This window comes from bacterium, assembly GCA_016708025.1.
Classification (GTDB): domain Bacteria; phylum Zixibacteria; class MSB-5A5; order GN15; family FEB-12; genus FEB-12.
In genome coordinates this window covers 1021899-1036101 of the sequence record JADJGQ010000002.1, presented here as the reverse complement: position 1 = coordinate 1036101, position 14203 = coordinate 1021899, and the positions used below count along the sequence as shown (strand labels likewise).

The 14203-nt window shown below is 55.5% G+C and carries 10 protein-coding genes; 5 read left to right on the top strand and 5 right to left on the bottom strand.

Translation table 11 applies throughout. The features are described 5' to 3' along the window. Positions 1-2 precede the first annotated feature (2 nt). Complete coding sequence (locus IPH75_10675; GenBank protein ID MBK7142533.1) at positions 3-1295, bottom strand: hypothetical protein; 1293 nt, start codon at positions 1293-1295, stop codon at positions 3-5. A gap of 9 nt (positions 1296-1304) precedes the next feature. Next, complete coding sequence (locus IPH75_10670; GenBank protein ID MBK7142532.1) at positions 1305-3149, bottom strand: hypothetical protein; 1845 nt, start codon at positions 3147-3149, stop codon at positions 1305-1307. A 476-nt stretch (positions 3150-3625) separates the two neighbouring features. Here IPH75_10670 and IPH75_10665 point away from each other — a divergent pair, with 476 nt between their 5' ends. The 3 genes from IPH75_10665 to IPH75_10655 all read left to right on the top strand — a co-directional run bounded on the left by IPH75_10665 (position 3626) and on the right by IPH75_10655 (position 8353). Next, complete coding sequence (locus IPH75_10665; GenBank protein ID MBK7142531.1) at positions 3626-5128, top strand: hypothetical protein; 1503 nt, start codon at positions 3626-3628, stop codon at positions 5126-5128. Then, positions 5115-6485 (top strand): sigma-54-dependent Fis family transcriptional regulator, encoded by a 1371-nt coding sequence (locus IPH75_10660; protein MBK7142530.1) that lies wholly within the window; start codon positions 5115-5117, stop codon positions 6483-6485. Before IPH75_10665 ends, IPH75_10660 begins: the two co-directional genes overlap by 14 nt. Positions 6486-6712: 227 nt before the next feature. After that, positions 6713-8353, top strand: a complete 1641-nt coding sequence (locus tag IPH75_10655; protein ID MBK7142529.1) for a methyl-accepting chemotaxis protein — start codon at positions 6713-6715, stop codon at positions 8351-8353. Between the two features lie 153 nt (positions 8354-8506). On the opposite strand, the gene IPH75_10650 is transcribed toward IPH75_10655, so the two are convergent. Together IPH75_10650 and IPH75_10645 are read right to left on the bottom strand one after the other, a co-directional pair. Beyond that, positions 8507-9874: a Y-family DNA polymerase gene (locus tag IPH75_10650; GenBank protein MBK7142528.1), complete on the bottom strand. Its 1368-nt coding sequence runs from the start codon at positions 9872-9874 to the stop codon at positions 8507-8509. Further along, positions 9855-10256: a LexA family transcriptional regulator gene (locus IPH75_10645; protein MBK7142527.1), complete on the bottom strand. Its 402-nt coding sequence runs from the start codon at positions 10254-10256 to the stop codon at positions 9855-9857. The genes IPH75_10650 and IPH75_10645 overlap by 20 nt, the downstream gene beginning before the upstream one ends. Before the next feature lie 211 nt (positions 10257-10467). On the opposite strand from IPH75_10645, the gene IPH75_10640 reads away from it, so the two are divergent. Both IPH75_10640 and IPH75_10635 read left to right on the top strand, forming a co-directional pair. Then, the gene (locus IPH75_10640) at positions 10468-11322 is read left to right on the top strand and encodes a zinc metallopeptidase (GenBank protein ID MBK7142526.1); all 855 of its coding nucleotides are present in this window, start codon (positions 10468-10470) and stop codon (positions 11320-11322) included. Positions 11323-11413: 91 nt separating this feature from the next. Continuing rightward, entirely contained in the window at positions 11414-11863 is a 450-nt protein-coding gene (locus IPH75_10635; GenBank protein ID MBK7142525.1) for an SRPBCC family protein, read from the top strand. A gap of 120 nt (positions 11864-11983) precedes the next feature. On the opposite strand, the gene katG is transcribed toward IPH75_10635, so the two are convergent. Then, positions 11984-14179, bottom strand: coding sequence for a catalase/peroxidase HPI (gene katG, locus IPH75_10630; protein ID MBK7142524.1), 2196 nt, complete (start codon positions 14177-14179; stop codon positions 11984-11986). Positions 14180-14203: the final 24 nt, after the last annotated feature.

Genomic DNA, 14203 nt, shown 5'->3' with positions numbered 1-14203 from the left:
GCTTAGAATTTCACTTCCAGTTCAGTCATGAAACGGGTTTTGCCGACCCGGTCCTCCGACCAACTGAGCAGACCGCTTTCGTTCAAGTCGCGATCCTCACCGTTGGCGTAGTTCTTGGCGAAACGGAACTGGATCCGCGCCTGTGGGGAAACTTCGTAGTAGAAATTGAGCGCCAGTTCATCATCCATGGTGTTGTAGTCGTCGTTGTCGACATACTCACCGACCATGACATACTGGAGCTGAATTCTCAGTTTGGGGATCTGCCGCGGAACCACATACGCACGAGTATACCAGATGCGGCTTCCTTCGTAGTTGCGACCATCGTACGGGTAATCACCGCCGGCGGCGCCATCCACATATCCGGCTCGACTTCCCCAATAAAAACTGGGATACTCCGGCGAGAATATCTCAACTTTGTCTTTGGTGTCGGCATCATCCCCCTGGTAGGACGCATAGCGCGTCTCAACCTTGACTGAACGGAATGGTCCAACTGACCATCGGTAACCGACACCCGCCATATATCCCATGCCCCCTTTTTCCGGTAGTCCTTCGAGCGTGTGGAATTTCTGGCCAGCCATTTCGGCGAAATAGGTCAGGTGATTGGTCATGAAGTTGCCGCTGATACCGCCGCCAAAGATATTATGGTCATTGAAATCGCCACGCAGCCGATTGTAAACACCGTACCCCATCAGGGTATGATTGCCGAATGCGCGCGACAGGCGAGCGATATACAACTGGTCGCTTCCGGGATCGGGGTACAGTCCACTCGCACTGACAGTCTGGCTGGTGATGGCGCCAAATACCGACAGCGCATACGAGCGATACGCCATATCAAAGCGCACTCCGTCGAATTTGTCGAAATATTCGACTGACTCACCCTGCACCAATCCCTCGCCGAGAGGGAATTGCTGGCGTCCGGCGCGAACCCGCGCGACATCAAACACCAGAAAGTTCGGCGCAGTCAATTCCGCGAATAGCTGACTGATGCCATACTGCATCTTGCCGGTTCCGGCGATATTACGCACCGGGGACAGCGCGTTGCTTTCAGTAAAGACCGCCATCTCGGAAAAGACCGTGGTCAGTTTGTTGACCGGGAAGGTATTCCGAATGCGGGCCCGATAACGCATGTAGTTTTCGGTGCCGCGATTATCCATCGACTCCGAGAATCCATCGCTGTAGAGGCGGACCCGGAAGTCCCCCTCAGTCGTGATCTGTTGAGCGGAAATTCCGCTGGCGGCCAGCAAGAGCAGACCGGCGATCAGGTATCGGACAGACAGTTTATATTGCCAGTTCATGGTCACACCTTACTCCTGCGTAAATGTCAGGCCTGACGGTTGGGCGGCATCGCGATAAGGAACTTCGTAAGTGCGAAGAACCGTACCAGTGGTGGTCACCTGGAAAAGGTAATCGTACACTCCGGTGCTGTTGGCGATCCAGAAGTTGATGCCATCCCAGGCCATGCCGGTGGCAAATCGATTACTCGTTGTCCCGCCCGGTGGGATCGGCACGGCAAACTGAGCCGTCCAGGTCGCATTTCCAAAGTCATACACATAGATCGAATCAAGGTCGCGATCATTGCAGTAGAGGTTGCCATCGGCAAAGACGATACCGCGCGCCTCAATCCCGGGAGTCGCGATCGAATCCAGCTTTGCACCGGTGGCCGAGTTCAGCTTGTAGATCTTGGCCGCAGTACTGTTGCAGGCCCAGAGATCCGAACCATTAAAGGCCAGATCGCGGATCACATCACTGCCGGTGATCGGCGCCGCGATCGTGTTGGACGAGGTCAGCGATGCACCCGACGTATTGAGTTGATAGATGGCGTCATCGGTTCCGCCTGCGCTCATCCAGACTGCCGCACCATCAAAAGCCAGCCCCTGGGCCGAACCACCCGGTGCCAGTCCAAGCGTGCTCCAGCGGGCAACGATTGCGGTATCGCTGATTCGTATCTTGAAGAGCGAATCGGTTTCCGCATCGCACAACCAGAGGAATCCGGCCAGCGGATCGATACTCAGGATGGTGAAGAGCCCGGTTCCGATCGCCACTTGTCCATCCGGGTTGGTGACAGTAACATCGCGGGGGCCGAATACGGCATCATCAGCAATCTCAATATCCACATGAATTGTCGAGCTGTTGACGAAGCTGACCGTCTGGATGACAATCCCCTCGCCCAAGTCAACATCGAGTCCGGCTCCCGGCATAAAGTAGTTGCCGGTGATAGAGACCGTTAGCACACCACCGCGCGCTCCGGTATTTGGGGCTACCCCAAGAACAACTGGCGCCTGGGCAATGCGAATATCTTTGTTGGCCCACACCAATGGGCCGGGAGAGGTGAAAGGAAGTTCAATGCGATTGAGCAGTGCGCCGGTGTAATCCAGTTGAAAGAGGTAATCTCCCAGACTGCTCGAATTGATCAGCCAGAAGTCCCGCCCATCAAAGGTAAGACCGACCGGAAAAATGTAACTTTCACCTGCCGGTGGAAGAGGCGCGGTGAATGCGCCAAGGAAAGTCTTCTTGACTGGAAGAAAGGCGTAGATCGAGTCAAGCGTGACGTCGGAAATATAGAATCCCGGTTCGGCCCCGGAACCGTAGACATCGCCGTTCGGTCCAACATAGCCGAGTCCACGCGGTTCAGGACCAGGGAGCGGGTATTCTTCGATGATCGCTCCATCAGTTGGATTCAATTTATAGAGGGTAGGCGGGATCAGGTAGGTTTCCGATCCGCTATTGATCGCCCAAAGATTGCTGCCATCCCAGGCCAGATCGCGGATCGTCCCGCGAGCCGTAGGCGGGGCATCAAATGAATTCAGCACGACCAGACTGTCGCTGCTCGCATCGAGCCGGAAGATCATGTCGGTCGAACCAGCCACCGAAACCCAGAGATTATCGCCATCAAAGGTGATACCCTGGAAACTGGTGGCGGCGGCCAGAGGGGTGAGCGGCCAGGATTTCAGCACGCGAAGGTTGTGGTCCAACATCTTGAGCGTGTAATCCGTGTTATCGAGACAATAAAAATAGCCGCCCAACTCGGTGATCCCGACTGCGTCGTCACCATCGTCCACGAACAATCTGTCGCACGACGAAACCGACAACAGGGCGACAATTGCCAACCCAAGCATGGTCAGCCGATAAACTACTGAACTCCTATTCAATCCTGCCCTCCAATCGGGTCACATTGCGGAGCGGTCTGTGTAGGTCACACGGGGTGACCGCATCCGGGTTTTACTCGTTCCATGGCCGTCAAAGTCAGACGTTTGTCGGACGGTCCTTCCAGAGTAGACACAATCCGCGTGCCAAAGTGGCGAAACGACCGGTTATGCCCGTAAGCGCAATTAAGGAGTGTGGATATCCCTGTCCAGATATCATTGCATCTGCCGGAAAATGTGCTATATTAGCCCACACGGACGTGCTATTAAAGCCCGACTTTTCGACTTGAAACGGTCCCTCTCTCCACTGGACCAGCGACTTCCGGAGTAGGCATGAATGTTGTTGAGACTGAATTCGTCGACCGCGCCGGGGAAGCAGGGAAGCAGTGCCCCCCTGGCCGTCGTACATTGAACGGCAAACAGTTATGAGCTTTTTTCGGATCCACAGACGTTCTTTGGTTGTAGCCTCGATATTTCTGGGGTTGATCGGGGCTATTCTGGTAGCCACACATTTCTCGCTGGAGAAATGGCGAAATGACATTATCCGATCCAATACATCACTGGCAGTCGTTGTGGCAGAACAACTTCATGGCGCATCGACAGCTACCCTGGACAGTCTGGTCCAATCCGGGCTGTTTGATTCACCGCTCCAGTCTCTGCGGGACAAGCAGGAACTCGACAATAGACTTAAGATGCTGTCTGACAGTATCTTCACTCCGGTAGATGGGATGGAGGGGGGCTTCTATCTCACAGCTTTTGAAGAGTTCTTCGGCTATTCGTACCCGACCTCTCCCCCTCCGATTCCGGTCTACGGGCCGCCTCCGCGATCCTATGCATTGATCAAAAACCAGGTCCAGGAGACGATTGCCGACGGTCGCGGCAAAGTTGATCTGCTGCAATTTGATCCGGCCATTTTCCCGTTGGCGACGGAGCCGATCGAGGTCCAGGGGAAGATCGTGGCAGTGGTCTGGGCGCGAACGCATATCGAACGTGAATTTCCAACCGCCAAGCTCCGCGAAGTCATCAACATAGGCGCACTGGTGGCGTTGCTGGGATTCAGCGTGGCGCTGGTGATCTCGGTGACGCAATATCGTGAAATTCAGCGGATGCGCCGCGACCTCGAACGCGTGCAACATGGCGACGCTGAAACGATCGAAGAAGGAAAAGGGACGCTTGGTGTGATCGCCAGTGCGATCAACATCATGCTTCACACGATGCGACTGGACAACTCCCGTCGTGAACAGTTGGAACGGGAATTGCATCATAAGGAAAAGATGGCATCGCTCGGACGGGTAATCGCAGGTGTGGCGCACGAGGTCAAAACACCGCTCGCGATCATCAAAACGCGGATCCAGATGTGGCAACATTCGCTGCGAGAGCTGTCCGTGACGGATAAAGAGCGAAATGTCATCTCCGATGATTCGCTGCAACTGGTGGTGACCGAAGTGGACCGGCTGGCAGAGCTGGTGAAACGATTGCTCGTTTTCTCCAAACCGCAGCCGCTTAAGATGGAGATGACCGACATCACGTCGGTTCTGCACCAGACGATCGCTTTGCTGGATATGCGCGGTGGGAATCAACAGGTTTCGATGGTCACCGAATTTGCGGAGGATCTCCCCCCGATCCGGGCTGACCGGAGCGCCCTGCAACAGGTTTTTATGAATGTGCTGATGAACTCATATGAAGCGATCCAGGGAGCCGGGAGCATAACAGTGACGACCCGGCATGATGTGGCGCGAAAACTCTGTTGCGTGATGATCCGCGATACCGGAAGCGGCATCCCGGATGAATTAAAGACCAAGGTCTTCGATCCATTCGTGACGACCAAGAAAAAAGGATTTGGACTAGGCCTGTCAATCTCGTACGAGATCGTGGTTTCGCACGGTGGCACGATCCACCTGCACCCGGAAGAGACGGGCGGGACAGTCTGCGTGATCGAGTTTCCGACTCAAACAACAAGGGATTTAAAACATGAGAAGGGCTAAACAGATACTGATCGTCGATGACGAAGTCTCGATGCGCAAAAACCTGGTCGACCTGCTGTCGAGCCGGGGTTATAGTGTGCTCGAGGCTGGCGATGGTCCGGAAGCGCTGAAGCATGTTGCCGATCACCGCTTCGATCTGATCCTGCTCGATCTCAATCTCCCCGGTATGGACGGTATCACTGTTTTGGGCGAGATCCGGAATTCCCAACCCGATCTCCCGGTTATCATCTTCACAGCCTACGGCACCAGCGAACGAGCGATCCGGGCTATGAAGGCCGGAGCATATGACTACATGGAGAAACCGTTTGAGCTGGATGAATTCATGCTGATCGTCCAGCGCGCGGCCGAATATTCCGAATTGCTTTCGGAGGTCCGGGAATTGCGAAGCAAGGTCTCTACGATCACGGATAAATCAAGCGTCCAGATCATCGGCAGCAGCGCGCCGATGAAAGATATCTTCAAGCTGATCGGCCGCGTGTCGGCGACGGATGCCACCGTCTTGATCCAGGGAGGAAGCGGCACCGGGAAGGAACTGATCGCTGACGCAATTCAGCGGCATTCGCTTCGGTCGGAAAAGCCATACGTCAAAGTACACTGCGGTGCGTTTTCGGAGAGCGTCCTGGAGAGCGAGATCTTCGGCCATGAAAAGGGAGCCTTCACCGGCGCAATCTCTCAACACCAGGGGAGATTCGAGTTGGCTGATGGCGGGACGATCTTCCTTGATGAGATCAACACGATGTCGCCGGCTCTGCAGGTTCGCCTCCTGCGCGTGCTGCAGGATAAAATGTTCTACCGGGTCGGCGGAGAAACTTCGGTCAGAGTGGATGTGCGCGTGATCGCGGCGGCCAACAGTGATGTCGGCGAAGAAGTCCGGAAAGGCCGGTTCCGCGAGGATCTCTTTTATCGCCTGAATGTAGTGCAACTCAATATCCCTCCGTTGGCGGAACGCCGCGAAGATATCCCCCTCCTGGTTCGACACTTCCTTCAGAAGTACAGCCCGGAACGGGACCTGGTGGTCACGGAGAAGGACTTGCAGACACTGCAATCGTACTCCTGGCCGGGAAATGTGCGTGAACTGGAAAACACGATCCAGAGCGCGATCGTGCTTGCCCGCGAGAATATGGTCTCCATCGGTCAGTTGCCGGCCCCCAGCCGGGGTGGAAATGCACAGCTACATCCGGAAAAGCAGCTCGAAAACGGGATGTCTTTGAAAGATATTCTGGCCAAAACAGAAGAGAATCTGATCCGCACAGCGCTGATCCGCACTAATTACAATCGCACCAAGGCGGCCGGCTATCTGGGGATCCACCGCCGATTGTTGTACACCAAAATGCAGGAGTACGGGATCTCGGAATAGACGTCACGCATTAGCTGCGTTACCATCTGCGGTCGACTCCGCAGCCCGCGATGGGCTTAGTCACTTCAGGACCATTCCTGCTCAACAACGCTTCTTCTCGTTGGCTCAGAGTTTTCTTGCCGCCTGCTCGCCAATCTTAGCGAAACCTCTACACTGGAGAAATAGACTGGCCGGTCGATAATGTATACTGCCGATAGGCCGCGCATCTTACGCAGCAAAGGAGCAGTATGAGGTTATCGTCAGTTAAGGTGAAGATTTCCGTCTTTGTGTGCATCAGCCTGTTAGTGGTATTCACTGTCATGGCTGTTCTGAACGGCCGGCAACAAGGCAAGGTGATCAAGACCATTTATGCCGGCAACCTGCAGGAACTCAATCAATCGCTGTCGAAGCAGATTGACCAGATCATGACTCACGGTGAAAACGAGAACCTGCAGCCCTTAGCTGAAGAATTCGTCGCGACCGGATCCCTAAGAGAACTGACGATCTTCGATTCCGACCGAACAGTGAAGCGATCGTCTGATCAAAATCAGGTGGGATCGAAGATGACCGACCCTATCTGGGAAGCCGTCACCATTGCCAAGCGCGATACCTCCATCTCTTCGACCATCGATGGAAGACCGGTGCTCGTCACCTACCACGTCTTTACCAATGAAATTGCCTGCACGCAATGCCATGACGCGGCAAATCAGGCCATACTTGGCGGCATGAAGATGGTCAAGTCAACCGAGGCGATTGCTGATGCCACCACCAGTGCTTTCCAGTCAGCAGCCGTGATCTCCATACTTGCACTGCTGGTCATAGTACCCTTCCTCCTGATCTACCTGAATCGCATGTTAGTGCCACTCCGAGAGAGCGTCGCCTTCACCGAACTCCTCGCCAAAGGTGATTTTTCGAAGGATGTCTCTAGTGCATCTCTCCAGAGAAAAGACGAATTCGGAGATCTTGCCCGCGGATTCAATGGAATGGTCAATAACACCCGGTCTCTGCTGCACGATCTCACGCAAGACGTCGAGACCGTAGCATCGGCCGCGACCGAACTTTCTGCGGTCAGTGCGCAGACATCCCAGTCAGTCCAGACGATGTCCGGAAAAGCGATTGCCGTGGCGGCAGCGGCTGAAGAATCCAGTGCGAACACAGTGTCGGTCGCCGCTAGCATGGAACAGGTGACTGTCAACCTGACGACAGTGGCGAGCGCAACCGAAGAGATGAGCGCGACGATCGGCGAGATCGCCACCAATTCCGAACGGGCCCGCGCTATCAGCAACGATGCCGGATCGCAGGCGGCCGCAGTCTCGCTGCTCATGCAGCAACTCGGCATGGCCGCCACAGAGATCGGCAAAGTAACGGGAATGATCACCGAAATCTCATCTCAGACCAACTTGTTGGCGCTGAATGCAACCATCGAATCCGCACGCGCCGGAGCTGCCGGAAAAGGATTCGCCGTCGTGGCCAACGAGATCAAAGAACTTGCTAAACAGACTGCTCTGGCTACCGAAGATATTAAAGCCAAGATCAATGGCGTGCAGGGCTCTGCCAGCAACGCCATTGTTGATATTGAGAAGATCACCGGGGTAATAGCCGAGGTGAACCAACTGGTTGCTTCCATCGCCACGGCGATTGAAGAACAAGCCACCGTGACCAGAGATGTTGCCGGAAATATCGCTCACGCGTCTGCGGGTGTGAAAGAGGTTAACGAACGAGTGGCCCAGACGGCACTGGTCTCCAGATCGACAGCTCAGGACATTGCGGCTGTCAATTCGGCGACTGGCGAAATTCGGTCGGGCGGCGAACAGGTTCGCACCAGCGCCAGCCAACTCTCATCGCTGTCTGAACAGCTTCGCGACCTGGTCGGCCAATTTAAGGTCTGATCGACTGATTATCAACTGGTCGCGGGTGAATCAGACCATGAGGTTTGGATAATAGCATTCCCGGCAGGTGGAGAGTCCATCAGTCGAATTGCCTGGAAGAAATTCATGTGCAAGCAAAATGCGATGCCTTCAGCTGTCTGATATCCCACTTACTCACCGCTTTCTGCCAATCATCTTTCGTTCCCCGTACGCCACCGGCAATTCATCCCATTTCGTCGTGTAATTGGGCGAGCGCAACTCCGCCTGCGAACGCCACCCCGCTTTGGTCCCGGTCGCCGCATAACTGATAGTCCCATACCCCAAATGCGAATTGATCTGATCGACCACATGGCTCAGCTTGTCCTGCCGCTCTTCTTCCTCTCCCGCAAAGATATCTTCTTGACGACTCCCCGCAGGGGTGAGCCGGCCGAGCGTTATCCCCCCTTTAGTATACTCCACACCCTCGCGGTAAAACTTCTCGAGTCCATTGACCGCCGCATGGATCAGATCGCTGTCCCGATCGGTCGCTACCGGCAAATTCATCGTGGAAGTGTTAGAGTCATCTGGCTCCTCTGACTTGTTCCGCACACTGCAATACACCGTCAGCCGCTGGGCCAGCGAGCCGTCACGTCGAAGTTCTCTTCCTGCCTGCGCCGCAAAAGTGGAGACCGCTTCTTTCAGTTCCTGTAGATCTGTCACCCGTTTGCCGAATGAACGCGAACAGGTGATCATCTTGCGCGGTGGATCCTCCCGTTTCAATGATAAGCAAGAGATCCCCTGCAACTCCTTCACCGTTCGCAATCCGGTGACCCCGGCCTTCTTCCCGAACCTATCTTGATCGATCTCCCGCAATTGAAGCGCTGTCATGATGCCGCGCGAACGCAGCCACTCGCCATGTTGCCTTCCTATCCCCCAGATATCATCAACTGGTATTCGCCCAAGAATCCGGTCGCGTTCTTCCGATGTACAGGCAACCAGATCAAAGCATCCGCCGGTCGATTTCTCCTTTTTCGCGTACTCCGCCGCCAATTTCGCCAATGTCTTAGTCTCCGCCACGCCAATGCCGACAGGGACACCCACCCACTGATAGACCGTCCGCCGCATCGTTCTGATCAGGGTATCAATTGCGGCGCTCTCCATCGGCGGGATCGCCATGAAAACTTCATCCACGGAGTACACTTCGACATCGGGGCAGAATTGCCTCAGCGTGTGTACGATGCGGCGGGAGAGATCGCGATACAGGGTGAAATTCGCGGACCGAAGGCTGACCTTGTGCTTGAGGATCACATCGCGGAATTGAAAGACCGGCGCCGCCATCTTGATCCCAAGCGCTTTCGCTTCATTGGATCGCGAAATGATCACGCCATCATTATTGGAAAGCACCAGGACCGGTCTCCCCTCAAGCTGCGGATCAAACACCCGTTCGCAGGAGACGAAGAAATTATTGCAGTCGATCAGGATATACCATGGATGCACCACCGCCGACAACTTCCCCCCCTGTCGGGTAGACTCCTTCTCCTTGTCAGATCTTATGAATGGCATAGGTGATCACGCCCCAAACGGCTGTCTCCGCACTCGCCAGCGGATTCCCCGGTTTTACGCTGGTTCCTCCCTGCCTTTGATCGCTCTCTAATTGACGATACGGGACTATCACCAGCGCGCCATCGATCACCGCCACAACCATACTGTCCGGCGATGGTGTCAGCGCCCGATCGACAATCAGGATATCATCATTGCGTATCGCCCCATGCTCCGGCGAGTCACCTTTGACACGGAGAAAGAAGGTCGCGCTCGGATGTGTCACCAGATGTTCGTTCAGATTGAGGTGCATCTGCGAACTCCAGTCCGTCCCGGCATGGAACGCAATGACATTCGGCAGATCGCCCTGTTTCGCGGAAGTTTGCGGTATCTTCTTGTTTTCCATTCTGTTGACCTCTTCACGCTATATAGCTTCCGGCGCACGCCGTCGCCATCACATTAATTGCGCGTCTGGTGCTGCCGTTTAAACTCCCTCAATATTGACCCCAATTGACATTCCTCTCGAATCAAGCTATTCATAGGTTGAAGAGACCGACAGAAGACCGACCCCTGCGTCTGTAGGAAACCATCTCGCACGTTAAAGGAGCACCGCGATCATGAAATGGCAAGGACGACGTGTTAGCAGTAATGTCGAGGATCGGCGACGGTTCGGTGGCAAAGGGATAGCCATGGGCGGCGGTCTGGGCGGGATCGTTATCGTTGTGCTCTATCTCATGCTCGGCGGAAACCCTGACCAGTTAATGCAGACTCTGCAACCCGGTGGCACTGAGATGTCGACCGGCGCAGAACAACCTCTGAGTGCCCAGCAGGAACAGGAAGGCCAGTTTGTCGGGGTCATTCTCGCCGAAACCGAGGATGTCTGGGGTCAGATTTTCGCCGCAAACGGTGAATCCTACCGCCAGCCGCGCCTGGTACTTTTCTCCAATCAGATTTCGTCTGCGTGTGGACATGCCGGAGCCTCGGCCGGACCCTTTTACTGCCCAACCGACGAGCGCGTATATATCGATCTGGAATTCTTTGCGCAGATGCAGGCGCAACTTGGCGCCCGCGGTGATTTTGCGCTCGCCTATGTGATAGCGCATGAAGTCGGCCATCATATCCAGAACCAGATGGGGACTATGCAACAGGTGCAGTCGCAGCGCGACCAGTTGAGCGAAGCTGAGTATAATCGCCTCTCCGTTCGGCTGGAGCTCCAGGCAGATTTCCTCGCCGGTGTTTGGGCGCATTACGCCGCGCGCACTGCGGGGCTGCTTGAGGAGGGGGATATCGAGGAAGGGATCAATGCTGCCTCCGCGGTCGGCGATGACCGCATCATGAAGCAGACGCAGGGGTATGTTGTGCCGGATGGGTTCACCCATGGAACCTCGGAGCAGCGGGTGCGCTGGTTCTTAAAGGGATATCAGTCGGGTGATGTTAGCCAGGGGGACACCTTCAGCGCGGCAAGCCTCTAAAGTGCCCCGACTTGACAAACATAGGTAATTTGGCTTCCTTTTGTCCAGTATCGCAATCACGCGACCATGCCCGACGAAAGGAGAGCTGACCATGCCAAACACTATCCGTCTTCACCGCGTCCTGCGTGCCACCCCCGAACGGGTCTATCGCGCATTTCTTGATCCCGATGCCATGGTCAAATGGCTCCCGCCGAACGGATTCACCGGCAAAGTCCACCATGTCGACGCCAAAGTCGGCGGCACCTACAAGATGTCCTTCACCAACTTCTCTACCGGAAGCAGTCATTCTTTCGGCGGAAAATATCTTGAGCTTGTCCCCAACGAACGGATCCGCAACACCGATATCTTTGATGATCCAAATCTCCCCGGTGAGATGATCACGACCGTGGTGTTGAAGCAGGTCTCGTGTGGCACTGAGGTTAATATCTCTCAGGAAGGGATCCCTGATATGATCCCGCCGGAGGCTTGTTATCTCGGCTGGCAGGAGTCACTGGTTCTGCTGGCGAAACTAGTCGAAGCGGAGATCCCTGACGGCGCTTGATGCCGGGATCACCCCCCAGTTCCATTCACTTACCTCGCTCACTAAAATAAAACCCGGAGACCGCTTATGCGGCCTCCGGGATATTGCGCGATACACGATACTTCAATTCAACTTAAGCGATTAGTCCAGATCAAAGCGATCGAGATTCATCACCTTGTTCCACGCCGCGACGAAGTCGTGAACGAACTTCTCTTTCGCGTCATCACAGGCATACACTTCGGCTAAAGCCCGCAACTGCGAGTTAGAGCCAAAAACCAGATCGACTCTGGTCCCGGTCCATTTGACCTTGCCGCTCTTCCGATCCTGTCCCTCGAACAGGTTTTCCGAAGTGGAAGACTTCTGCCACTGCGTATTCATGTCGAGGAGATTGACGAAGAAGTCGTTCGACAAAACTCCCGGCTTGGCGGTAAAGACGCCGTGCGGGGACTTCCCTGCATTGGCATTCAGCACACGCAGTCCACCGATAAGGACAGTCATTTCCGGAGCAGTCAATGTCAGCAAATTGGCGCGATCCAAGAGCAGTTCTTCCGCCGCCAATCCACGGCTTTCGCGAAGGTAGTTGCGGAATCCGTCGGCTTTCGGTTCGAGCACGGCGAATGATGCCACGTCGGTCTGTTCCTGCGAGGCATCCATGCGTCCCGGCACAAACGGTACCTTGACATCATAGCCGGCATCCTTTGCCGATTTTTCGACAGCGGCACATCCAGCCAGCACGATCAGGTCGGCCAGCGAGACCTTCTTTTTGCCGGTCTGCGCTTTGTTGAATTCCGCCTGGATAGTCTCCAGAGCCTGCAGCACTTTTGATAACTGCTGCGGCTGGTTGACTTCCCAGTTCTTCTGCGGCGCCAGACGGATGCGCGCGCCATTCGCGCCTCCCCGCATGTCCGAGCCACGGAAGGTCGAGGCTGAGGCCCAGGCCGTTGAAACCAGTTCAGCAACCGAAAGCCCCGATCCCATCACTTTACCTTTGAGAGTGGCAATATCCTGCTCGTTGATCAATTCATGATCCACCGCTGGGATTGGGTCCTGCCAGATCAATTCTTCCTTCGGTACTTCCGGACCAAGGTAGCGCGCACGCGGTCCCATATCGCGGTGCGTCAGCTTAAACCACGCCCGGGCGAATGCATCCGCAAACGCTTCGGGGTTCTTCTGGAAACGACGGGAGATCGGTTCATAGATCGGATCCATCCGCAGCGCAAGGTCCGCCGTCGTCATGATCGGCGCAGTTTTTTTCGATGGATCATGCGCCAGCGGCACCAGATTTTTTGCCGCCGGATCGGTGGGCACCCACTGGAATGCACCGGCCGGGCTCTTCTCCAGATTCCAGTCGTAGCGGAACAGCACCTCGAAATAGCTATAATCCCACTTGGTAGGAGTTGGTGTCCAGGCTCCCTCGATGCCGCTGGTGATCGTATCGCCACCTTTGCCGCTGGCGTAACTGCTCTTCCAGCCAAGCCCCTGCTCTTCGATACCTGCGGCTTCCGGCTCCGGACCAACCTGGGTCGCACTTGAGGCACCATGACATTTGCCGAAAGTATGTCCACCGGCCACCAGCGCGACTGTCTCTTCATCGTTCATCGCCATGCGAGCGAATGTTTCGCGGATATCCCGCCCGGAGGCGACCGCATTCGGTTCACCATTCGGACCCTCGGGATTGACGTATATCAGACCCATCTGGACTGCGGCAAGCGGGTTGTCGAGTTCTCGTTCGCCGGTGTAACGCTTATCGCCCAGCCACTCAGCTTCGGCACCCCAATAGATATCCTCTTCCGGCTCCCACACATCGGCACGACCGCCGGCAAATCCAAAGGTCTTAAAGCCCATCGACTCCAAAGCGCAGTTTCCGGCCAGGATCATCAGGTCGCCCCAAGAGAGCTTCTTGCCGTATTTTTGTTTGATCGGCCAGAGCAACCGACGCGCCTTGTCAAGATTGGCGTTGTCGGGCCAGCTATTCAGCGGCGCAAAACGCTGAGTGCCGGTCCCCGCACCACCGCGACCATCACCGATACGGTAGGTTCCCGCGCTGTGCCAGGCCATCCGGATAAACAGCGGGCCGTAATGACCGTAATCCGCCGGCCACCACTCCTGAGAATTGGTCATCAGGTCATAGAGATCCTTTTTGACTGCCTTCAGGTCAAGGCTCTTGAACTCCTTGGCATAATCAAACTGCTCGCCCATCGGATCAGACAGCGGAGAATGCTGGTGCAGGATCTTGAGATTGAGCTGGTTCGGCCACCAGTCCCGGTTGCTCGTCCCTTTGACGTGCGGGTGAGTCGCCCCCGTGACCGGGCACTTCCCTTCCTTCTTATCACTCATGTTTGCTCCTCGGCACACCCGTGT